The sequence below is a fragment of the Vibrio renipiscarius genome (assembly GCF_000827885.1).
Classification (GTDB): Bacteria; Pseudomonadota; Gammaproteobacteria; order Enterobacterales; family Vibrionaceae; genus Vibrio; species Vibrio renipiscarius.
Genome location: NZ_JTKH01000023.1, coordinates 1 through 22,825 on the forward strand (window position 1 = coordinate 1; position 22,825 = coordinate 22,825).

At 45.5% G+C, this 22,825-nt stretch carries 19 protein-coding genes; 5 read left to right on the plus strand and 14 right to left on the minus strand.

Translation table 11 applies throughout. The annotated features are described in order from the left end of the window. The 14 genes from fliG to OJ16_RS12455 form a co-directional block, all read right to left on the minus strand. On the minus strand, nt 1-1,038 hold a 1,038-nt coding region (gene fliG, locus OJ16_RS12390), incomplete at its 3' end, for a flagellar motor switch protein FliG (RefSeq protein WP_040991120.1). After that, nucleotides 1,028-2,773, minus strand: coding sequence for a flagellar basal-body MS-ring/collar protein FliF (gene fliF, locus OJ16_RS12395; protein WP_040991122.1), 1,746 nt, complete (start codon nt 2,771-2,773; stop codon nt 1,028-1,030). The genes fliG and fliF, both read right to left, overlap by 11 nt. 14 nt (nt 2,774-2,787) lie before the next feature. Then, complete coding sequence (gene fliE / locus OJ16_RS12400) at nt 2,788-3,099, minus strand: flagellar hook-basal body complex protein FliE (protein WP_040991124.1); 312 nt, start codon at nt 3,097-3,099, stop codon at nt 2,788-2,790. A 98-nt stretch (nt 3,100-3,197) separates the two neighbouring features. Then, nucleotides 3,198-4,604 carry a sigma-54-dependent transcriptional regulator gene (locus OJ16_RS12405; RefSeq protein ID WP_040991126.1) on the minus strand — a complete coding sequence of 469 codons (1,407 nt, stop codon included), beginning with the start codon at nt 4,602-4,604 and terminating at the stop codon, nt 3,198-3,200. Nucleotide 4,605: 1 nt separating this feature from the next. Further along, nucleotides 4,606-5,640 carry a sensor histidine kinase gene (locus OJ16_RS12410; RefSeq protein ID WP_040991128.1) on the minus strand — a complete coding sequence of 345 codons (1,035 nt, stop codon included), beginning with the start codon at nt 5,638-5,640 and terminating at the stop codon, nt 4,606-4,608. A gap of 141 nt (nt 5,641-5,781) precedes the next feature. Then, nucleotides 5,782-7,248, minus strand: coding sequence for a sigma-54 dependent transcriptional regulator (locus OJ16_RS12415; protein ID WP_040991130.1), 1,467 nt, complete (start codon nt 7,246-7,248; stop codon nt 5,782-5,784). A gap of 251 nt (nt 7,249-7,499) precedes the next feature. Continuing rightward, the gene (fliS, locus tag OJ16_RS12420; RefSeq protein ID WP_040991133.1) at nt 7,500-7,910 is read right to left on the minus strand and encodes a flagellar export chaperone FliS; all 411 of its coding nucleotides are present in this window, start codon (nt 7,908-7,910) and stop codon (nt 7,500-7,502) included. Nucleotides 7,911-7,922: 12 nt separating this feature from the next. Beyond that, nucleotides 7,923-8,246 carry a flagellar protein FliT gene (locus tag OJ16_RS12425; protein WP_040991135.1) on the minus strand — a complete coding sequence of 108 codons (324 nt, stop codon included), beginning with the start codon at nt 8,244-8,246 and terminating at the stop codon, nt 7,923-7,925. Further along, nucleotides 8,230-10,269, minus strand: a complete 2,040-nt coding sequence (gene fliD / locus OJ16_RS12430; protein ID WP_040991137.1) for a flagellar filament capping protein FliD — start codon at nt 10,267-10,269, stop codon at nt 8,230-8,232. Before fliD ends, OJ16_RS12425 begins: the two co-directional genes overlap by 17 nt. 22 nt (nt 10,270-10,291) lie before the next feature. Further along, nucleotides 10,292-10,720 carry a flagellar protein FlaG gene (gene flaG / locus OJ16_RS12435; RefSeq protein ID WP_040991139.1) on the minus strand — a complete coding sequence of 143 codons (429 nt, stop codon included), beginning with the start codon at nt 10,718-10,720 and terminating at the stop codon, nt 10,292-10,294. A 145-nt stretch (nt 10,721-10,865) separates the two neighbouring features. After that, entirely contained in the window at nt 10,866-12,005 is a 1,140-nt protein-coding gene (locus OJ16_RS12440; RefSeq protein WP_040991141.1) for a flagellin, read from the minus strand. A 274-nt stretch (nt 12,006-12,279) separates the two neighbouring features. Beyond that, on the minus strand, nt 12,280-13,413 hold the full coding sequence (locus OJ16_RS12445) for a flagellin (protein ID WP_040991143.1): 1,134 nt from the start codon (nt 13,411-13,413) through the stop codon (nt 12,280-12,282). A gap of 183 nt (nt 13,414-13,596) precedes the next feature. Continuing rightward, nucleotides 13,597-14,505: a Dyp-type peroxidase gene (locus tag OJ16_RS12450; RefSeq protein ID WP_040991145.1), complete on the minus strand. Its 909-nt coding sequence runs from the start codon at nt 14,503-14,505 to the stop codon at nt 13,597-13,599. A 78-nt stretch (nt 14,506-14,583) separates the two neighbouring features. Next, nucleotides 14,584-15,048 carry a DUF2919 domain-containing protein gene (locus tag OJ16_RS12455; protein ID WP_040991147.1) on the minus strand — a complete coding sequence of 155 codons (465 nt, stop codon included), beginning with the start codon at nt 15,046-15,048 and terminating at the stop codon, nt 14,584-14,586. Between the two features lie 317 nt (nt 15,049-15,365). Here OJ16_RS12455 and OJ16_RS12460 point away from each other — a divergent pair, with 317 nt between their 5' ends. From OJ16_RS12460 to OJ16_RS12480, 5 genes are all read left to right on the plus strand, one after another. Then, nucleotides 15,366-17,828 (plus strand): beta-mannosidase, encoded by a 2,463-nt coding sequence (locus tag OJ16_RS12460; RefSeq protein ID WP_040991149.1) that lies wholly within the window; start codon nt 15,366-15,368, stop codon nt 17,826-17,828. Nucleotides 17,829-18,092: 264 nt separating this feature from the next. Next, nucleotides 18,093-19,757 carry an ABC transporter substrate-binding protein gene (locus OJ16_RS12465; RefSeq protein ID WP_040991151.1) on the plus strand — a complete coding sequence of 555 codons (1,665 nt, stop codon included), beginning with the start codon at nt 18,093-18,095 and terminating at the stop codon, nt 19,755-19,757. Nucleotides 19,758-19,832: 75 nt separating this feature from the next. Next, the gene (locus OJ16_RS12470; RefSeq protein ID WP_040991152.1) at nt 19,833-20,819 is read left to right on the plus strand and encodes an ABC transporter permease; all 987 of its coding nucleotides are present in this window, start codon (nt 19,833-19,835) and stop codon (nt 20,817-20,819) included. 1 nt (nt 20,820) lies between these two features. Continuing rightward, nucleotides 20,821-21,837: an ABC transporter permease gene (locus OJ16_RS12475; protein WP_082030235.1), complete on the plus strand. Its 1,017-nt coding sequence runs from the start codon at nt 20,821-20,823 to the stop codon at nt 21,835-21,837. Continuing rightward, the gene (locus OJ16_RS12480) at nt 21,837-22,811 is read left to right on the plus strand and encodes an ABC transporter ATP-binding protein (RefSeq protein WP_040991154.1); all 975 of its coding nucleotides are present in this window, start codon (nt 21,837-21,839) and stop codon (nt 22,809-22,811) included. Before OJ16_RS12475 ends, OJ16_RS12480 begins: the two co-directional genes overlap by 1 nt. Nucleotides 22,812-22,825 lie beyond the last annotated feature (14 nt).

A 22,825-nucleotide genomic window follows, 5' to 3' on the forward strand; every position in this document is an offset into this window, starting at 1 on the left:
GCCGCCAGAGAGCATCAGCTCACCCGCGTCCGCCATACGACGAGCAATCGCCAACACTTCTTTTTGTGACGCTTCTACATCAGAGACTTTAATTGGAGGCATTGCGTCCAAATCATCGCGCATCATTTCACCGGCACGCTTCGACATGTTCTTAAAGATCTTATCTCGTAGGCCGTCATCCGCCCCTTTAAGCGCTCGTTGCAATACATCTTGAGGTACATCACGCAACAGTTTTTGAATGCCTTGGTCATCAACTTCGATAAGGTTTTCAAACACAAACATAAGATCTTGAATTTGCGTTGCCATGTCTTCGTCTTGATCGCGAATTTGCTCCATCAAGACACCTTCGACGTTGTTGTCCATATAGTTCATGATCTCCGCCGCCGCTTTTAAGCCGCCAATTTTGGCTGCTTGTGCGCCCGCTTGACCGGCAAACTGCTTCTCCATGATCTCGTTCAATTCAGCCAGCGCCGATGGTTGAACTTCTTCAAGGTTGGCAATTCGCATCATCAAATCAAGGCGATCACGCTCGGCAAACTGCGACAAAATTTCAGCTGACTGATCCGGATCGAGGTAAGAAAGAACAATGGTTTGGATCTGTGGGTGTTCGTTAATGATGATGCTTGCAACTTGGCGAGGGTCCATCCACTTTAATGAATCGAGACCCTTTGAGCCGGTACCCAATAAGATTTGGTCCACCAAGTTATTCGCTTTATCTTGGCCTAACGCAGCAACCAAGGTATTACGCATGAAGTCTTCACTGCCCATGCCAATGTTGGTGTATTTTTGAATGTCTTCCAAAAAAGCACGGTGCACAGCGCCCACTTTGTCTTGGCTTAAATCGGCCGCGCGAGCCATGGCACTGCCGACTCGTTGAACTTGCTTGGGCTCGAGATGGCGGATAATACCCGCCGCATCTTCTTCGTTAAGACTGAGCAACAAGATTGCTGCTCGCTCGTCACCAGGAATCGAAGAGATGTCGATGCTTGATTCAACGATCTCTGTGCTTTGATCCTGAGCTATGATTTCATTGGCCATCTTTCATCCAGTTCTTCACTACTTGCGCCGCTAATTCTGGTTCATTTGCCACCAGAGCTCGCACCGCTTTTAATACGTCTTCATCTTTATGCAAGTTTGGTAAGTCGATGCTTGAACCAAACTCGAACAATTCACCGCCATCAAGATCACCGCCAATTAGGCTCGTTTCACCATCCGCGCCGATTGGCATACCATCAGGGCCATAAAGTTGCTCATCATTGTCCGCAGCAGGATTAAGTAATTTCTTCATCGCTGGACGAACCAACACAATCACGACAATCGCAACCACCAACACACTGGCGAACCAACGAACCCAATCGTTAAAGTTTGGATGTTCCCAAATCGGGGATTCAACCACACTTTCCACTTCCGGCAGCGCAAACTGCATGCTGAGGACATTCAATAAATCGCCGCGATTTTGGCTAAAGCCCACAGCACCAATCAGCAATTGGCGGATAGCATTTAACTCAGACTCCGCAAGCGGTTGATAAGTGGTTTCCCCTGTTGTCGGGTTTACCACTGGTCGATTTTTAATGGCAACCGCGACGGTTTGACGATTAACGACACCCGTTTGGCGACGTTCGTGGCTGATCGTCGTATCCAACTCAAAGTTACGTGTCGCTTCTTTATGCACTGAACCTTGGCCCAGAATGCTGCCATTTTTCATTTGCGCGACGTCTTGAGGAATCGATGCATCTGACGGGGGTTGATTGCTGAGCGCCCCCGGAACACCGGCGACCACGTTGCCGTTGTTATAATCTTCCAGCGTATATTCACTGCGGGTCGATTGAGTATTCGGATCAAAACTTTTGCGGGTCTGCTCGACCGCGCTGAAATCCAGTTCAATATCAACTTGCGCCGTGTAGTTACCAAAGCCAAGAATCGGGATCAATACCGAGTCAATTTTCTCACGTAATGCCGATTCTTGTTTACGCTCAAGTTCATGCTCTTTACGACGCGCCATTGAGGCTTCATCTTGCGAACCTGAACTTAATAAGCGGCCATGTTGATCTGTCACCGTAATGCGATTGGGCGTCATTCCTGGCACCGCACTAGAGACCATATCAACGATAGAATCCACTTCTTCCTGCTTGAGATTATTACCACTTTTCAGCGTTAAAAATACCGATGCAGAGGCCTCTTGATTGTGGCGGACAAATACACTTTGCTTGGGTAGCGCAAGAAGAACACGCGCTTTACGCACTTGTTTCATTTCTTCTATTGCTTGAGATAACTGACGCTCACGACTGAGTTTGAGACGCTCTAACTCTAAGCGTTGGGAAACACCAAACCCCATATCTTGCAGCAAGATATCGTCACCTTCTTCCGTGGCCTGATTTAGGCCAGCACGAGCAAGGTTAAGTTTGAGTCCACTGTATTCGTTGACCGGCACCATGATGGTATTGCCATCTAACGAATAATCTTGTTTTTGCGCATCCAAATAATCCAGTACTGGGATCAGTTCTTCTGTTTCATAGGCACCAAGAGGGCGCATTTCTGGTTCTTTCACCCAGAAAAACAACATTACGATTAAGGCGACACAGATAGAAATCGACAGCACAAGCACCACTTGGCGCATTAAATCAAGATCGCCAACGGCTAAATCAAATTTTGAGCTACTTTTTTCATCAAGATCGGGATTTTGGCTTCCGCCATCGATTCCACCATGACCAATGAGGCCATTGTGTGACGACTCAGAAAGAGCCAAATCTGTTGATTGGTTTGAATTAGACACAGAGACTACCTAACCTACACTGGCATATTCATCAATTCTTTATACGCTTCAACAAGTTTATTGCGTACTTGAATCGTGGCTTCAAAAGCGACACTCGATTTATTTCTTGCGATCATCACATCAGAAAGAGAGACGTTATTATCGCCACTATCAAATCGAGTTTGTAAGTCGCCAGAGGTCTTAGACAGGCTATTGACATTATTGATGGCATTAGTCAACAGATCTTTAAAATCTGCTCCAACAGTGTGACCTGTTGCGACGGGTTTAGCGCTAGCAGCGTCCAACATCATGGCCTGCATTTCACTATTAAATCCATCAATTCTCATTACTACCTCTACTGTCATTTTTTTGACAAGTGACTGCGTTACATTACTGACGCAGCAAAGAATATGCCACGCGCCATTAATTCTACGAAAATAGCACGTTAGTTTGGAATATCAATCCCTGCATCGCGCATTTTTGCGAGCTTGTAACGTAAAGTGCGTGGGCTGATCCCAAGCTTATCCGCCATTTCTTTTCTGCGGCCCGAGCACTCAACTAAAGTTTCAATAATAATGGCGTATTCTTGATCCCTTAGTTCATTTCCAAGCCCCGTATTTGCCGGAGAAACTCTATCGAATTCAACTTCGGCTACCGGCTTGATCGTCGGCGCTGAAATCGTACAATTTTCGACAACTTGCTGCAGACTTGTCGCGTCTTGCCAATCGAGCCCTTCAAGTAAAATGTGCTCTCCGCCAATATCACCGTTTTCACTTAGAATCAGGGCGCGTTGTACGACGTTATCGAGTTCGCGTACATTACCAGGCCATGGGTAGCACAGCAGTTTACTCAACGCTTCATCGCTTAAACTCGGGACTGGCATCCCCAGCTTTTGGCAGTTGCGCTCAACCAAGTGACGAGCAAGCGGCTCAATATCGCCTTTGCGTTCACACAGTGCTGGCCAAGTTATTGGGAAAACATTTAGGCGGTAATACAAGTCTTCACGAAAGTGGCCTTCCAATACGTATTGCTTGAGATCGCGGTTACTGGTCGCCAAGACACGTACATCTAATTTGATGCTTTTTCGGCTGCCCAAACGCTCCACTTCGCGCTCTTGCAATACGCGCAATAACTTCACTTGTAAGCTCAGATCCATCTCACTGATTTCATCAAGTAAAATGGTGCCACCTTGTGCTTGCTCAAACTTACCTGGACACGCTTGTACCGCACCGGTAAACGCCCCTTTTTCGTAGCCAAACAGCGTCGCTTCCAGCATGTTGTCAGGAATGGCGGCACAGTTAATCGCCACAAAAGGGCCCGCTTTACGGTTAGAGGCGTTGTGAATGTAGCGAGACATCACTTCTTTACCTGAACCACTCGGCCCCAAGATCATGACGTTGGCGTCTGTTCGTGCCACTTTGTCGGCTAAAGCCAACAGTTTTAAACTTTTTTCATCAGCGACGATCGCATCGCCGTTATCGTCCGATTTCACGGGCGCGTAACGACTGACCATATTCAAAAGTACTTCTGGCGCAAACGGCTTAGCCATGTAATCGATCGCGCCGTCTTTCATCGCCGAAACCGCGTCTTCGATATTGGCATACGCTGTCATCAGCAGTACGGGTAAATTAGGCCAATGCTGTTTGATATTGCGCAGTAGGGCAAGACCACCCATCCCAGCCATTTGCACGTCTGAAACAACAATGTCGACAGCGTTCGATTTTAGTTTCACCAGCGCATCTTCAGCACTGTCTGCTTCTAGCCATTCGTAGCCAGCAAGCGCTAAGGTGTCCACTAACGCTTCGCGTAGACCTTCATCATCTTCGACAATAAGTACCTTGCTTTGAGCCATGTTATTCTCCAGTCGTGACTGATTGGTCAGGTTGTTGGGCATTTTCTAACGGTAAACACATCGTAAAACACGCCCCATCCCCTTCCTCTGATATGAGTTCAAGCCGGCCATCATGCGCGCGACTCACCATTTGTACTACGGCCAAGCCAAGGCCAGTGCCTTGAGAGCGCGTCGTGAAAAATGGCTCCATGATTTTTTGCTGTAGTGCTTGAGGTACACCCGGTCCACTGTCTTGAACCGAAATTTTTAATTCGTTATTGACCGGACGAAAAAACACATCGATTTGCGATTCCTTGCCGGCCATTTGTATCGCATTCATCACTAAGTTACTGAGCGCCGAGGCAATCGCATTCGCGTTACCCATTAAGCGCGTCGAGGCTTCTTCCACCTCTAAGCCGTAATCAATCGCATTATTTTTGAGGGCGCTTTCCACCATTGGGGAAAATTCAGCGACTAAATCTGCGATGGTAAAAATCTTAACGACTTTATTGTCGCCCCCCTTTGCAAACAACAGCATGTCATTCACCTGCTTTTCTAAATCTTGCAGGCGATCGACTAACTTACTTTGAAAGCGCTCTTTGGTGGCAGGCGGTAAGTTGGGCGTCGCAAGGTTTGAGGCGTACAACATGGCGCTTGAAAGTGGCGTGCGAACCTGATGAGCTAATGAAGCGACCATCCGCCCTAAAGAAGACAAGCGCTGCAAATCACTCACGCGCGATTGCAATAAACGCGTTTCCGTTAAGTCGGTGATCAAGATAAGTTGCCCAGTCGCGGAGGCTGAGATCGCTAAACGCACTTTTCGTCCATTACGCAACGAAATCTCATGACCATCATCTTCACGTGGCGCAAATGCCCATTGGATGACTTCAAACCACTTGTGGCCTACGAGCGGTACTTCCAATAACCGCTCCGCTTCTGGATTGACTTCACGCACCACGCCTTGGGTGTCGAGCAATATCACCCCTGCTGGCATCACATCCAGCACTTGTTTGTAACGCTCAACTTGTTCTTCTAGAGATCCTAAGTAGTTATCCATCTGCTTTTCGCTGTCTGCCGTTTTTTTGCCTCAAATACTACAATGGCCTAACATGCAAAATACACGCCAGGCCATTAATTAATATTATCAACAACTTAACCTTTAGTCATTATTTTGACATTAAGGAATTCGCACCGCAGATTAACGCTGTAAGCTGTACTTACGCATTTTTTCCACCAGCGTTGTACGACGCATGCCCAGCATGTCTGCCGCGCGAGCAACCACGCCACCTTGCGCATCAAGCGCTTGGTTGATCATGTTCACTTCGAGTTCTGCCAACATCTCTTTCAGATTTAGCCCTTCTGGCGGCAAATCTTGTGGAGCATGCTCACTGTTCGCGAAGACGTCCAATTCATCCAGACTGAAATCCTCGGAGAAGATGTTGTGTAATACATCACGCTCTTGCTCTTCGATCGACGCCGCTGAATGGTATTCTGGTTGGAACTCAGGGATATCACTGTAACGGTATTTCGTCGGCAGATGATTCACATCGACCAAGCTGTTCGGATACAGGATAATCATGCGTTCCACTAAGTTGGCAAGTTCGCGTACGTTACCAGGCCAATCATGCTCCATAAGTGAGTTGATTGCGCGTGGTGTAAAGCAGATCGGTTGCGCGCCTTCCGCTTGCATACGAGTCATCAGTTCTTGCAGTAAGAGCGGGATGTCTTCTTTGCGATCACGTAACGCCGGCATTTCAATTGGGAAGACATTGAGGCGATAGTACAAATCTTCACGGAAAGACTCATCGCTAATCATTGAATCAAGATTGCGATGGGTGGCCGCTACGACACGAACATCCGCACGAATCGTATTATTACCCCCAACACGTTCAAAGCAACGTTCTTGCAATACACGTAACAACTTCACCTGCATTGGCATTGGCATATCACCAATTTCGTCTAAAAACAGAGTGCCGCCTTCAGCCAACTCAAAACGACCTTTACGGGCGGTGATCGCTCCAGTAAACGCGCCTTTTTCATGGCCAAAGAGTTCACTCTCTAATAGATCTGGTGGAATCGCTCCACAATTGATCGGAACAAAAGGGCCACCGCGACGAGATGAATGATAGTGAATATTACGCGCCACGACTTCTTTACCCGTACCCGATTCCCCTAAGATAAGGACATTGGCTTCTGTTGAAGAGACTTGATCAATCAAATGACGAACGTCTTTGATGCCTAGACTTTGTCCAACAAGGCTGCGAAATAGCGTATTTTTACGCGTAGAAGAAGGAACATTCACCCCTTTACGACCTAAGAAATCTTTACAGTGACGTAAAGCTTCACTCAATTGAGGGTAATTCAGTGGGTAAGCAAGATCGCCAACATAGTTGGTCATGTCTTCAGCGAAAGGAAACTGCTTATTGGCGATAAGAAGCGGTATATGGTTCGCACGTGATAGGTATTTGCTCAGTTTCACCGCTTGGTCAGGGTGCAGGATCGATCCCACAATACAACCAGACCAAACGCCTGAAAAATCTAAAGCGTCTATTTGTGCAGCATGAATGACTTCGCAAGGCTCACCAACAAAACCTAAGATAGATTCTAAATTGGTTCGCGCCTGAGCGTCGTCTTCAATAACAAGTAATTTTGCTAAGCCTTGCATAGGTGAGAATGATCGCCTTCATTAAATACTTGGAGCTGCTAAATCTATGAATATTGCGTCGATGAGTTCGAGTTGTGATTAACTGTTGTCAATGTACAAATTTCAGCAACAAAAAAAGCCACTAGGCTAGTGAGTGGCTTCTATTTTATTTGATAAAAAAAATAAGGCAACCAAGCAATTAGGCCGTGTGATATGCAGCCAAAGCTATTTTATTTAAATGCCTAATTATTTTAACCTTTTTAATGAAATGATCACAGACCCACATCTTTCGCGGTCAGGTTGTGATACTCCGCTGGGATTTGATCCCACGCCGATTTTATTTCGCGAATAATGTCGATCACATCATCAATCGGTTGCGGATCATTCTTATGATTTGCCGCGGTAATTTGAGTGATCATAAATTCGTAAAGTTGATCTAGGTTCTGGGCGATATCACCACCGTCATCCATTGATAAACAGCTGCGTAAACTGATGATAATGTCGAGCGCCTTGCCCAAACGTTCACCCTTTACTGGTATATTACCCTGCTGCATGGCTGCTTTACCTTGGATCAAGCGCTCAATAGCGCCAGCCATCAACATCTGCACGATTTTATGCGGCGAGGCCGCGGTGAGTTGGCTGTCTACCGATACCTTCTTATAAGCCTGTAATGAACCGCGCATAACTTTCCTCTTTTACAAAAACTTTTTATATTGTTGAACGGACTTATTGCCGTGTCGATATTTATATAGGGTTTGACCTATCGCCGTGGTTTTATTTTGCATCAAGGCCACGACACCTTGCGTCTGTTTTATGGCAACTTGCCACTGCTCTGTTTGTGCCAGTTGGGGGGATCCCTCAATGGCCCTGAAGAGACTCAATAACAACTGCTTTCTGTTATCGACCAGTTGCGTGATTTCTTCAGTGTTAATATTATCAAATGAAAGCTCATTCGTGATTGTGCGATCTAGATCACTTAGCTGTACGAGTTGATCATAGAAATTATCGGCTAAGTGCACTCATCATCCCCGCGAGTTGAGCCTGCATATTGCTGGTTGAGTCTTGCATCGCGCTGAATTTTGCGTGCGTGCGATCTTCTAAGCCTTCCATGCGACGATCCAATTTCACTTGATCATCTTGCAGGCGATAATTGCGTTCCACTAAGCTTTGCTCTCGGGTACGCAGCGAACCTTGACTGCCAGTAACACCATGAATGGCATCTTCTACTTTTTTGGCAAACCCTTTATTACCACCAAAGAAATCTTCTAATTTATTAAAGTTAAGGTTGATCTGGCGATCGAGCATTTCATAGTTAATTTCAAGCGCCCCTTGGCGTGTAGTGGTAATACCAAATTCGGTCAGTGATTTTAAATCTTGAGGGGCAGGCTCAACGGATTGTGAAAACACCGCTCTTAGCTTGTTGTCTGCACTGCGCATGATGCTATCCCCCGCGAGAGGCCCCGCTTGGCCTGTCACCGGATCGTGCGCCGCCAACTCTTTCGATAGCTGATAAAACTGATTGTACGCCGAAACAAATTGTTCAATATCTTCGCGCACACCTTGGCGATCATATTCGATGTCAATTTCTGATGCTTCTTTACCAGGCTGAGTACGGCCTTTTAACGTTAAGTCGACACCGTCAATCGCGTCTTCAATCACGTTGTTATTACTGGATAATTGTGCCACGCCATCCAACAACACTTTAGAATCTTGCGCTGCTTGTACTTGGCTCATACCTCGATAGGTATCAAAAGAGGTTTGCGCCATTTTTAAATCGTTTTGGGCTTGCTCGATACGCTGCAAATAATCTCTTTGCTCAGGCGCTAACAGGGCCATTTTAGCGTGTTTGGCTTGTGCATCGTCCATGTCGCCGCCGGCTAAAGCCGCATCGATATGATCCATTTCATCTTGATGCGCCGCGGCAATCACGGCTTGCTCTGCCGCTAATTTTTGATCCAATGCCGCTTGCGCTTCTTTTGGCGTAACATATGAATCCGTCAATGTGCCCGAAGCGGTGTTATTCCAACCCGGAACCTCCGCGGATTTTTCCCGCGCTTTGTCATCCAGTTCTGGTTCTGGCTCCCAATAAGAGTCCAGTAACGTGCCTGATGCGGTCTCTGTCCAGCCTGGAATTCGGTCTTCTGGTTTGATGTACTGGTTGGCGGTTTGACCCGCCTTTGCGGCAGCAGCAAGCGCTTTTTCAGAAATGGGATTGGTCGGGGTGACATCTTTTACGGCATTCGGATCGACAATGCTTGCCGCTTGTTTAGTGGCATCGGCAATTTCTTTGTCAACAATCTTGGCCGCGTCGATATTGCGCTGCGCAATTCTATCCGCGACCAACTGCTCTTGCGGTGTCAACGGGCTCAGTAATTCCTGCGCGGTTGCGCGAGCTTTTTCAAGATCAGAGACTCGTTGTTCCAATGTTTTGTATTCAAGACGCTTAAGGGCATTATTCGGCGCGGTCGTTTCTACACTCATGCTCACGCCATTTTCCTGACCAGAGTGGTCAGAAGCGACAATCAATCGCGGTCCATTCACATCATTGATGATCGAAGAGCGAACCCCGGGGTTGTCTGAGCTACTATTAATGCCTCGCACCACATCCGACAGCGTCGAGTTTTGTTTTACATCAACCTCAAACGAACGCTTACCCATCGCGATGCGTAGCTTGCCTTCATCAAATTTTTCATTACGATCAAAGACATCCGATGCTACTTTATGGCTCTGTGCCAATTGTAACACATCGACAGAGTAACGACCTGCGATCGCCTTTGTTGTCGCTGTCGCAGAGACAACCGCGTCATCCGACGTATCCACTTTTCTTGCCGAAAACGCATTCTCATGACGAAAACTTGCCATTAAGTTTTTCATCGTATCCAGCGACTCTCTAAGCCGACCGTAGGCACTAACACTGGATTCAATTTTGATCTGTTCATTGTAGATACGCTGCTGCTTGGGGGCACGCTCTGCATCCACAATTTTACCGACCATGGCATTGATATCCATGCCAGAATTCATCCCTACCGGGCCAAAACTCATTTAACTCACCTCAAAAATACGATTACACCTTGTCAATCAACAACCCTGAAGAATAACGAGCGGTTTGTTCTCTCAGGCGTCGCAAGACTTCTAACATCTCTTCATCAGGGATCTGGCGAATAATATCCCCAGTGCTCTCTTCATAGATGGTAACAACATCACGTCCGGATTCTTCATCAACCCGAAACGATAAACCGGTATTCACGGTGGCAATAAATTCATTCATTTGCTCCACCACTTTCTCACGCTCTTGTTCTGAAAGTTGCTGCGTGACTTGCACCGCTTCCATGGTTTGTTCAACCTGGCGTGAGGCTAACTGATTTAACTCTGATGCAACGACCTTCTCTGACAAAGAAGGCAGCCCTTGCGATTGTCCATATTCAGAAGCAATTTTAGTGCCATTTGTTGAACTGTAGGACTGAATGTTCGTTACGTAGGGTGGCATCTCCATAACAATCTCCTTTTCCCCTCCTTGTTCCATTGAATATCGGGGGAACTCTCCATGAGTAGATCATAAGCACCAAGGCATCCATCGGATTGCATGCCTTAGAACCAAAAAAATCCAGCCTAAGCTGGATTTTTATTTACTCGAACAATTAGCCTAGTAGGCTTAGTGCCGCGTTTGGCGCTTGTTTCGCTTGAGCAAGAATAGAGCTTGATGCTTGAGAAAGAATTTGCGACTTAGTCATTGCCGTTGTTTCTTTCGCGAAGTCTGTATCTTTGATACGGCTCTTAGATGCGTTTACGTTTTCGTTGATGTTATCAAGGTTGTTGATCGCATGGTCGAAACGGTTTTGGAATGCACCCAATTCTGCACGGTGGCTATCAACACTCTTAAGCGCAGCATCAATCACTGCCACTGAGTTTTGCGCACCGCCCACGGTTGTTACATCAATGTCGTTAACCGTTTGAGCAACACCCGCAGCCATACCTAACTCAGTAGCTAATGTACCAGTGAAAGTAATCGCACCTTCTTTACCATCTGTGAACATCTGTAAGCGACCATCTTCGTCAACAGAAGCTTTTACCATATCGGTTTGGCCGTTGATGTAAGTCGCTAACTCTTCAATGTTGTCGCCTTCTTTAGCGATAATAGTAATAGCCGGTGCATCATCACCCGTTCCAGCAGTAATGGTTAATGCTTTGTCCGTACCTACTACGCTCCAGTCGCTGGCTCTTGGCGCGCCACCTTCTGGTGGTGTTTCTTTAAACACAGTGCCACCCATGCTAGCGTCGTCGCTGCGCATGTTGTTTAGCGTTAACTTAACGGCTTCACCGCTGTCAGAACCAATTTGCATTGATTTAGAAGTAAACGTGCCGTTTAAAAGCTTATTGCCACCGAAAGAGGTTGTCTCTGCAATACGGTTCAACTCATCGTTTAGTGAGGTCACCTCTTCTTGGATTGCAACACGATCTGAATCAGAGTTAGAACCATTTGAAGATTGTAGCGATAGGTCACGCATACGTTGCAGGATGTTCGTCGTTTCGTTCATCGCGCCTTCAGCGGTTTGAGCGATAGAGATACCATCGTTCGCGTTACGTACAGCAACATCTAGACCGCGACTTTGTACATTCAAACGGTTTGAAATTTGTAGACCCGCAGCGTCATCTTTTGCGCTGTTGATTTTAGAACCCGATGATAGACGTTCCATTGACGTTTGTTGTGCGCTTGTCGCTTGGTTAAGGTAGCGCTGAGCTGTCATTGCTGAAACGTTAGTATTTACATTCACTGCCATGGTGTATTCTCCAATTGATTTTCCGATGTTTCCGGCTTCCGACGTCTCGGAAAACCAAGTAGTTCTCTCAAAGTTACTTTTATTAACGGCTTGGTTTTGAAAACCTTTAGAAATTATTTACGTTTTTTTTGAAAAAAATCTCTTTCGCTCACTAAGTGTGATAAAGCGGATAAAACCCATAAAAAATTGATTTTTTTACTCAAGCTTTACTCGCGATGGTCGATAACACGAACTTTTTGATTTTGCCTATATACGCACGCTCATCGGCAGAGCCTTACGCCAATAGTGTCAACGCTAGATTGGGTTGTTGTTTGGCCTGAGCAAGAATGGAAGTACTCACTTGCTGCAAAATTTGTTGTTTGACCATTTGCGTGGTTTCTTTGGCATAATCCGTATCTTTAATTCGGCTGTTCGAGGCTGAAAGGTTCTCGCGAACATGACCAAGATTATTGATCGAATGATCAAAGCGATTTTGCATCGCTCCGAGTTCAGCGCGGTGGCGGTCAACAAACTCTAGAGCAGTATCAATGACTGAGACGGCGCGCTGCGCACCGCCAACTTGGGTAATATCCAAGCTATCAACCGACTCATATCCCGTTAAATTCATTTGCAAGTGATTGGCGAGACTGCCAGAGAAAACAATCGAGCCTGAGGTTTCCTTGCCCGCCATATAGATCTGTAATCGACCGTCTTCATTAACGGAAGCGGAGACTTTATCGGTTTGACCATTGATATAGGTGGCCAATTCTTCGATATCATCCCCGATTCGAGCTTCTATATGAATGTACGCTTGTTGCCCTTTCGCATCAGTAAAAGAAAGATTGAATTGACGATTCTCCGCACCGACTTGCCACGATGCATCCGCTTGAGCCCCTGCGAGATAGCGAAAGCCTCCCATTGCGAGAGTATCGGTACGCATATTATTCAACGACACCTGTACCGCTTCACCAGAACTGGCTCCGATCTGAAACGCCGCCTCTTTAAACGTACCATTCAGTAATTTTCGGCCACCGAACGCCGTGGTTTCCGCAATGCGATTTAACTCATCATTCAACGCGGTCATTTCTTCTTGCAAGGCTTGTCGGTCAGAATCACTATTGGCACCGTTAGACGATTGCAGTGAAAGATCGCGCATCCGCTGCAAAATACTGCTCGACTCGCTCATCGCGCCTTCTGCCGTTTGCATAATCGAAATACCATCATTGGCATTACGCATCGCCACATCGAGGCCACTCATTTGGGCTTCAAGTCGATTGGATATCTGCAACCCTGCCGCGTCATCTTTAGCACTATTGATACGACTTCCCGAGGAAAGCCTCTCTAAAGACTGGTTCAACAAGTGAGTGGCGTGGCCTAAATGACGCTGCGCGGTCATTGCTGAGACATTGGTATTAACCGTAATCGTCATAACATGCATCGCCTTTTATCGGTATTGTCTTTTTATCGGCGAGCCTGAGGAATCTTTAATTTTTTTGTTATTTGAGGCATCGCAGGCATAAAAAAACCGAGCAACGACGCTCGGTTTTCAATACATCACGCCAGGCTGATGCGTGCTGACGATTTCAACTGATTCTGTTTAGACTGAGTGTGACTACTCAGGCTTAATCGCTAGACGTTGCAGCATTTCTTGGCTTGGCGCGAAGAAGTACGCACCGGTTACCGCATGAGTAAAGCGAAGCATCTGGTCAGTTTTACCATCCGTTACACCGTACATGCTTTCTAACATGGTTTTGAAATTGTGTAGCGTGTTGCAGTAAGCAATGAATAGTAGGCCATGTTCACCACTTGCGCTGCCGTATGGCAGGCTATGGCGTACAATTTTCAGGCCTTTTCCATCTTCTTTGATATCAACGCGGCCAACATGTGATGCGGCCGGTACATCGTCTAATTCGATCGAATCTGGCTTAGTACGACCAATCACTTTTTCTTGTGCTTGAACACTCAAACGATTCCAAGCAGGCAAGTTATGGATAAAGCGTTGAACCATGACATAGCTGCCACCCTCAAACTCGCCTTGTGGGATAATCGCGACTTCGTGACGCATCCCTTCTTTCGGGTTTTCCGTGCCGTCGATGAACATGGTCATATCGCGGGCATCAAGATAGCGGAAACCCGCCGTTTCATCGATAACTGTTACGTCGTCAGCAATCGCCGATAATAGTTTTCTTACCACGTAAAAATGCAAATCAGGGCGTGAAGAATGCAAATGCACAAGCACATCGACATCACTGGTTGGCGCAACAATATCGCCTTCACCCAATGATGGAAACTCAATTAATTCAGCCGGCATCGCTTGGTTAAGCTGCCCCCAAAAACCATGGGTAAATGCGATAGAAACCGAAAGATTCGCATTCGCTTGCTGCTGATTAAGCTCTTTGATTAATGCTGGCAATGCTTGTAGTTCTGTTAAAACTCGCTCCGCATTTTGGTGTACTTTCAGCTGAACGTATTGCGCAAATGGTTCGGCCTCTGGAAGAATGGCCGTTTGAGACTGTAGCATTATAAGCTCCTGATTATCTTATTTGTTCTCAGTGTAATAATAATTGAGGTCACGTCGTTGATTGGGATCATTCGTTCGCTATTCCCCTTCGCCTGCGGGGATCTTAAAACAATCTCTTACGGTTTTACTTTTGAAAATGTAAATACAAAACCACAAGAGCAGCAACATGATTAAGCCGTTTGCCCAGCTGAACGCGCCCGCTTGTAAATAGACATGATACACACTTTGCATTAATTGGCTTGCGGCCGTTATTAAGCTGATAGGCTTACCCCAAGAGACAAATACGCAAGCCCATCGACGCTCTGGGGTGCGTAAACTCACTAACCACATTAAAGCGATACTTGGAATGCCCATGATCAGTCCTAAATAGAGCATATCATGGTCAGGGTAGACGTAACTTAATATGGTACTGCCGCTCTCTCGGCTCGCACCTGCGACCACAAAAACCACCCAGGCTTTTGCTAATAGCATCCAGCCAAGCCAAAGCCACTTTGGTGCATTAAGAAAGCCGTTTTTATCGTATTGTTCGATTGTGTAATGCACAGAAAAAAGCTATTTGAAATAAATGGGGGTTCACTTTATACCATGTAGCTCCACGAGCTAAAAACATATTTGCCGCATTAGTCATGCAATGATTGGCTCTGGTGATCCTTAACGTAAATCTGGACTCCTTTGGGCCGAGAATATGACGCAATCGCATGACGCGCTCTCTAAAGTGAATAAAATACAGCCTGGTCGCAAAACCACCAAACAAATACAAAAATCCAGCAATTGCATTATTAATCCACTGCTCATGTACTTTACATCGTCATACACTGCTCATTCAACGTGTTGCATTATCACACAGTAAGGAGTATTACGTGTCGCACCTTTCCTTAGACGGCTACTGGCAATTATCATCACCTCAACATGCGCATATTAACGTGCCCTGCGCATTACCGGGTGATGTTCATTCCGCGCTCATCGCAGCAAATTTGCTGCCACAACCCTACTTTGGCTGTAATGAACAGCTTATTCAGTGGGTGGGTGAAAGTGAATGGTTACTTACTCGCGAATTCACATTAGAGCAGCACCAACTTGATGCGAGTGCGATCGATTTATGCCTGTCGTTTGTTGATACTATGGCCACCATTTGCATCAACGGTAAGCAAGTCGTGACATGCAGTAATATGTTCCGTCTCTATCACGTTGATATTCTTCCCTTCCTTAAGCCAGGTATTAACCACATCAGTATTGCACTAGACCGCAATGATGAAGAAGCCAAACGCCGCGCTGAACGCCTTCCTTTTCCTGTACCTTGGGCGGTAGGTAACAATCAAATCCCACACATGAATACATTACGTAAAACCCAATGTCATTCTGGTTGGGATTGGGGAATTTGCTTGTTATCAACTGGGGTATACCAATCCATCATTTTGAAGGAAGTGTATGCCACTCGATTACACAATCTATCCACACAACAAAACTGGTTAAATAATGGTGATTGTGAGGTCACCGTGAACATTGATTATGAAACAATGCTCGAACAGTGCGAGAGCACGCTTGAAATTGAGTTTAATCAACAGCGATACGCTATCAACATCACCCCAGAAAGCATTGGTAAACATAGCGTTAGCAAAACCATTACGGTGATCAACCCGCAACGATGGTGGCCTGCTGGATATGGTGAACAACCGCTGTATTCCTTAACGGTCACCCTTAATAACCACACCATTGAAAAACGATTAGGCTTACGTGAACTGCAGTTAGATACCCAGCCTGATGAGATTGGCAGCGCAATGACTTTTGTTGTCAACGGCAAAGCGATAACGGCCAAAGGCGCAAACTGGATCCCACTCGATGCATTGCCGAGCCGCCAAACACCTGAGCGTTATCGTCAACTTCTTGAAGATGCAGCCGCTGCCAACATGAACATGATTCGAGTTTGGGGTGGTGGCATGTATGAGCATGATGTTTTTTACGACTTATGCGATGAGCTAGGGTTATTAGTTTGGCAAGATTTGATGTTTGCCTGCGCGCTCTACCCATCAACGGCTGAGTTTTTAAAAGATGTTGAGCTTGAAGTTCGTGATCAAGTGAAGCGCCTTGCCGACCACCCATCGCTGGCGTTGTGGTGTGGCGATAACGAAGTCATTGGGGCGATTGGTTGGTATGACGAGTCCAAAAATAATCGTGAAAAATACGTGGTGAACTACGACCGTCTTAACCGGATGCTACAACAAGTGGTGAATGAACAAGATCCAAGCCGCCGCTTTTGGGCCAGTTCACCCTGTAACGGTGAACTCGATTTTGGCGACGCATGGCATGATGATAACCGGGGTGATATGCACTTTTGGGATGTCTGGCACTCTGGTAAATCCTTTGATGCGTACCACAGCGTAAAACCTCGTTTTTGCTCTGAGTTCGGTTATCAATCATGGCCGTCATTGCCAACGATCAAAACTTTCTGTGAAACTGAAGATTGGAATATTACCTCTCCCACTTTTGAGCAACACCAAAAAAATAATCGTGGTAATAGTATTATCACTGAAATGTTTACCCGTTATTTCCGTTTTCCAACGAGCTTTGCCAATATGCTTTACTTAAGCCAAGTACAGCAAGCATTAGCGATTAAAACGGCTACTGAATATTGGCGCGCCCACAAGCAACATTGTCGCGGGATTCTTTACTGGCAACTCAATGATTGTTGGCCGGTAAGTTCTTGGTCAAGCATAGAATATACTGGTCGCTGGAAGCAATTACATCACCATGCGAAACGTTTCTTCGCCCCTGTGATGGCGACATTTATTCAGGAACCACAACAGCCATTATGCCTACATGTCGTCAATGACCATCATCAACCCATGCCGGTTACAGGACATGTCATCAAGCTAAATTGGCAAGGAAAACAACTCGACGCATGGTCAATTGATGCCACTTTAGCGGCGGACAGTAGTGATATTTTATGGCAAATAGACCAGCCACTGACAACGGAAGAATCCCAACAGGTGTTCTACCATGTCCATTTAACCGCCGAAGATGGCAGCACTCTAGAAAATGACTACTATCCGTGCCTGTTTAAATATGCTCGTTTACAAGCGGCGAATATCACCAGCGAAATAATTCAAGACAACGACGCTATTTGGCTAGAGTTAGATTGTGATTATCCAGTGTTGTTTCTCGAACCACAACTTGAATGCGATGGTCGCTTTAGCGATAGCAGTTTCACCTTATTACCGAGTGATATTAGCGGAAGAAAGCAGCGTCTAAAATATATTGGCAAGTGTGACATTGACACGATAAAAAGCAGCTTAACGCTTTATCACCTCCGAGGTACTTACTAGCTAACCACGATTAGACAAGCTTAAAATAAAACTAAATTAACCACACTTGAATTAATTTTCAGGTGTGATTAATTGCGCCAAGAACAAATTAGACATCACGCTTACTCTAATTTTAAACACAAAAACAAGATCAACATCTAGTTCATGAAATAATTAAAACCAATATAACTTTTGAGACAACCATCAATTTAACAATAAAATAAGTAATTAATAATTCATTATTAATCCAGCATTAAACGTCGATACTCATAATAAGGAATCATCATGAGAATAAATAAAGTCCACCGATTAGCACTAGTGATAATGGCAGCGATTAGTGCCCCTACAGCGTTTGCTGAACAAAAAAATCAGCTCACCATCGTCGCTGATTTCTATCCGACAATGATACGTAACTTTAACCCATACTTGGCAACGAACTTACGTACAACTACCGACTTTGTTTATGAGCCTCTAGTGATTTTCAATCAAATGCACGGTAATAAACCCGTCATGCGTTTAGCTAAAAATTTCTATATGTCTGATGATCTAATGCAGGTGACATTTGAAATTAGAGAGGGCGTAAAATGGTCTGATGGCAAGCCTTTTACGGCAGAAGATGTCGTGTATTCATTTCAGCTCATTCACGATAAACCAGAGCTTGACCCTAAAAGCATGGACCGTTGGGTCAAAAGTGTTCGCCAAGATGGCAATAACGTTATTTTTGAGTTGACGGAGGCGAACTCCAACCTTCCTTATGAAATCTCAACCATACCGATTGTTCCAAAACACATTTGGAAAGAGATTAAAAATCCTGAATTATTTACAAACGAAAACCCGGTGGGCTCAGGTCCATTTACAGAGATCGATACTTTTACTCCTCAATTGTATGTCCAATGTCGTAACCCAAATTACTGGGATAACGACAACCTTGAAGTTGATTGTTTACGAGTTCCACAAATTGCCAATAACGATCAGTTACTCAACAAAATCATTCGATCAGAGCTCGACTGGACCAGTGCTTTTATTCCTGACGTTGATATGATTTATGCAGATCGCAACCCAAATCATAAATACTGGTATCCAGCGGCCAGTACGCAAGCTTTTATGATGAACTTCAAATCACCACACGAAGGTAATAACGAAGCAATCAATAATATTGATTTCCGTCGCGCACTTTCTATGGTGATTGATCGCCAAAAGATCATCGATGTGGCGTTTTACGGTAACGGTATTGTCAATGATTATGCTTCTGGCTTAGGTAAGGGCTTAGAGTTCTGGGCTGACAGAGAAATTTATAATCAATACAAAGGCTTCAACACCTTCAATCTTGATGGCGCAAAAGCTTTATTAGATAAAGCCGGTTTTAAAGACATTGACGGCGATGGTTATATTGAAACCCCAACGGGTAAAAAAATTGAGATCGCGATTCAGTCCCCAACAGGCTGGACAGATTTCAATAACACCGTTCAATTGGGTGTTGAGCAACTGCAAACCGCAGGTATAAATGCAAAAGCCAAAACCTCTGATTTTGCGGTTTATAACAAAGCAATGACGAGTGGCAATTATGATATGGCCTACACCAACTACTTTAATGGTGCTGACCCATTCCGTTATTGGAATAGTGCTTATCATTCGCGCTATCAACAAGGTGCGAGCATGCCACGCTTCGCAATGCACTTCTTTAAAAATAATGACTTGGACAACTTCCTTGATAGCTTCTACAAAACAGCCAATCAAGATGAGCAAAAAGATATTGCCCATAAAATCCAAAAAATTATTGCCGAAAATCAAATTACGATTCCTGTCATGTCAGGGGTCGATGTCTACCAGTTTAATGAAACCCGTTATACCGGTTGGTGGAGTGCCGACAATCCGAAAGGACGCCCTCTTTCTTGGGCTGGTGTACCTGAGCGTTTGCTGCACGTATTAGATCTCAAACCAAAAGCATAATAAAAATCACCGCAGCACAATTTAGAGTTGCGGTGATCATTTATCGTTCATATATATTTATTAGGAATGAATAATATGGGATTCTTTTTTCGGCGATTATCTTTTTATTTAGTTGCACTCTTATTTGCTGCAACGCTAAATTTTATTTTACCACGCGCAATGCCGGGCGATCCCGTCACTATGATGTTTGCTAATGCGACAGCTCACGTGAGTCCAGAACGTATTGAAGCCATGAAAAAGTTACTTGGCTTTGTTGACGGACCTTTATATGAGCAGTATTTCTCTTACATCGCGAATATATTCACCGGTCAATGGGGGATATCAATAAAGTTCTATCCTTTATCTGTCAACGAATTATTAGGCAGTGCTATTGGCTGGTCGCTTTTCTTAACAGGTACGGCGATCATTCTATCGTTTTGTATTGGCTCAGTAATGGGGATTTTTGCGGCTTGGCGTCGCGGAAGTCATTACGACAGTTTAATCTCACCCACGATGCTGGTCGTGCAATCCATTCCCGCCGTCGTCATTGCGATGTTGGTGATGTTCACCTTTGCCATCGGTTTAGAATGGTTCCCAACAGGCAATGCTTATACCTCAGGCACGACCCCAGACTGGTCAAGTTGGGCATTTTATAAAGATGTAATGTACCACGCCGCCTTGCCATTATTGTGTGCCACTGTCAGCCAAATTGGTGGCTTCTTAATTAGCATGCGTAACAACATGATCAATCTCCTTAATGAAGACTTTATCGTGATGGCGAAAGCGAAAGGCCTTAGCGAGAATCGGGTTATTTTTAACTATGCTGCTCGTAACGCCATGCTACCTAGTGTGACCGCGCTTTCTATGGCTTTAGGCACTGCAATCAGTGGTCAATTGATTGTCGAAATGATCTTTAACTATCCTGGGCTTGGCACCGTACTACTCAATGCCATCCACGCCCGTGACTATCAGGTTTTACAAGGGCAATTACTGTTAATGACACTCTTTATGCTGTTTTTTAACTTTGTGGCTGATTTATTCATTGTGGTGCTCGATCCCCGCATTCGTAAGGGAGATAAATAATATGAAGGGTCTCATTCAGTTACTGGTGCGTAACCCAAAATCGTTAGCCGGTTTATGTATCCTAGTGGTTTTTGGTTTAGCCGCCATCTTTGCACCACTTATCACCCAACATGCACCCGATCGTGGAACTGGCAATCCCCATGAATATCCTGCATTTGTCGTTAAAGCCGCGCAAAATAACCCTGATGGCTGGATTGCAACTCACCTTGCAACGAACAAACGTACCCTCTTAATGTCCCAAGATGCTGACCATATTCTTGGCACGACTCGTATGGGCCGCGATGTATGGTCACAGTTGATCTACGGTGCGCGCACCTCCATAGCTGTCGGTCTTGGTGCTGGTGTAATGGTTTGTTTTCTCGCGACCTCTATTGGTATTTCTGCGGGGTACTTTGGCGGGAAAGTTGATGAGCTCCTGACAGCCGCAATGAATATCATGCTGGTTATTCCGCAACTGCCACTGCTGTTCATTATTGCCGCTTTTATTGGCCAAGCAGGGCCACTCACGATTGCGGTCGTCATTGCGATCACCTCCTGGGCTTGGGGGGCTCGCGTCGTGCGTGCCCAAACTTTATCTTTGCGGGAAAAAGAGTTTATTCGCGCCGCTGAAGTATTAGGCGAATCTTCATGGCGTATTATTGCGGTTGAAATTTTACCCAACCTAATGTCGATTGTTGGGGCGAGTTTTATCGGCTGTGTATTGCTGGCCATTATGACCGAGGCGAGTTTGTCATTCTTAGGTCTTGGCGATCCTAACGCGATTAGTTGGGGAGTCATGCTTTATAACGTGCAAACATCTTCATCAATGCTGGTCGGCGCTTGGTGGGAGATTCTAGCCCCATGTACCGCGTTAACCTTTATCGCGATTGGATTGTCACTGCTTAACTTTGCGGTTGATGAAATCGCTAACCCTCAATTACGTGCTCACAAAGAAGACCACAGCCCTCGTCCAATAACCATTGCTGACATGACTGACACTGAAATGCCTCATCCTGTTACTGAAAGTGGAGCGAAATAATGGCGAATCCACAAATCTCTATTCGTAATCTGTGTGTCGATTACATTACCGCAGCGGGTGATGTGCGTGCGGTCAACAATGTCAGTTTTGACATAGGTAAAGGTGAGGTTTTCGGTCTTGCTGGTGAATCGGGTTGCGGCAAGTCAACGGTCGCTTTCTCGCTAATGCGCCTGCATAAGCCGCCAGCCTATATTACCGGTGGTGAAGTGATTTTTGATGGTCACGGCGACATTTTGAAAAAAACAGACGCCGAGATGTCTACCTTTCGCTGGCGTGAAATGTCGATGGTATTTCAAAGTGCAATGAATGCGTTAAACCCGGTTCTGACCGTGGAAGAGCAATTTTGTGATGTGATCATGCGTCACACTAAGATGGACCGCAAACAAGCCATTCGCCGCGCTGAAAGTTTATTGGAACTGGTGGATATTCATCCTAACCGTCTACGGGATTACCCACATCAGTTCTCTGGTGGCATGCGTCAACGTTTAGTGATCGCGATTGCTCTGGCACTCGATCCTAAAATGATCATCATGGATGAGCCAACGACCGCCCTGGATGTCGTGGTTCAACGTGAAATTCTACAAAAAATTTATGCCTTAAAAGAAGAGTTTGGCTTTTCCATACTGTTTATCACACATGACTTGTCGTTGATGGTCGAGTTCTCAGACCGAATCGGCATCATGTATTCCGGTGAGCTCATTGAAATTGCACCATCAAAACAAATCCTCGAAGCCCCGTTCCACCCGTACACCGAAGGGTTAGGCAGTTCATTTCCACCGCTCACTGGGCCAAAGACGAAGTTAACCGGAATTAAGGGTAATCCATTAAATTTACTCGAAATACCGCGAGGTTGTCGCTTCCAAACACGCTGTAACAAAACCCAGCCAGCGTGCTTTACGACGCCAACACAATTAAGTCAGATTGAGCCTGAACGTTTCTCAAACTGCCATCTGTTTACCAAAATTGGTCAATAAATGACGTCCGAAGC

Excerpts from the sequence above, each read along its gene's own strand:
- fliE (WP_040991124.1), bottom strand. The coding sequence starts at position 3,099 with ATGAGAATTGATGGATTTAATAGTGAAATGCAGGCCATGATGTTGGAC.
- OJ16_RS12405 (WP_040991126.1), bottom strand. The coding sequence starts at position 4,604 with ATGGCTCAAAGCAAGGTACTTATTGTCGAAGATGATGAAGGTCTACGC.
- OJ16_RS12410 (WP_040991128.1), bottom strand. The coding sequence starts at position 5,640 with ATGGATAACTACTTAGGATCTCTAGAAGAACAAGTTGAGCGTTACAAA.
- OJ16_RS12415 (WP_040991130.1), bottom strand. The coding sequence starts at position 7,248 with ATGCAAGGCTTAGCAAAATTACTTGTTATTGAAGACGACGCTCAGGCG.
- fliS (WP_040991133.1), bottom strand. The coding sequence starts at position 7,910 with ATGCGCGGTTCATTACAGGCTTATAAGAAGGTATCGGTAGACAGCCAA.
- fliD (WP_040991137.1), bottom strand. The coding sequence starts at position 10,269 with ATGAGTTTTGGCCCGGTAGGGATGAATTCTGGCATGGATATCAATGCC.
- flaG (WP_040991139.1), bottom strand. The coding sequence starts at position 10,720 with ATGGAGATGCCACCCTACGTAACGAACATTCAGTCCTACAGTTCAACA.
- OJ16_RS12440 (WP_040991141.1), bottom strand. The coding sequence starts at position 12,005 with ATGGCAGTGAATGTAAATACTAACGTTTCAGCAATGACAGCTCAGCGC.
- OJ16_RS12445 (WP_040991143.1), bottom strand. The coding sequence starts at position 13,413 with ATGACGATTACGGTTAATACCAATGTCTCAGCAATGACCGCGCAGCGT.
- OJ16_RS12450 (WP_040991145.1), bottom strand. The coding sequence starts at position 14,505 with ATGCTACAGTCTCAAACGGCCATTCTTCCAGAGGCCGAACCATTTGCG.
- OJ16_RS12465 (WP_040991151.1), top strand. The coding sequence starts at position 18,093 with ATGAGAATAAATAAAGTCCACCGATTAGCACTAGTGATAATGGCAGCG.
- OJ16_RS12470 (WP_040991152.1), top strand. The coding sequence starts at position 19,833 with ATGGGATTCTTTTTTCGGCGATTATCTTTTTATTTAGTTGCACTCTTA.
- OJ16_RS12475 (WP_082030235.1), top strand. The coding sequence starts at position 20,821 with ATGAAGGGTCTCATTCAGTTACTGGTGCGTAACCCAAAATCGTTAGCC.
- OJ16_RS12480 (WP_040991154.1), top strand. The coding sequence starts at position 21,837 with ATGGCGAATCCACAAATCTCTATTCGTAATCTGTGTGTCGATTACATT.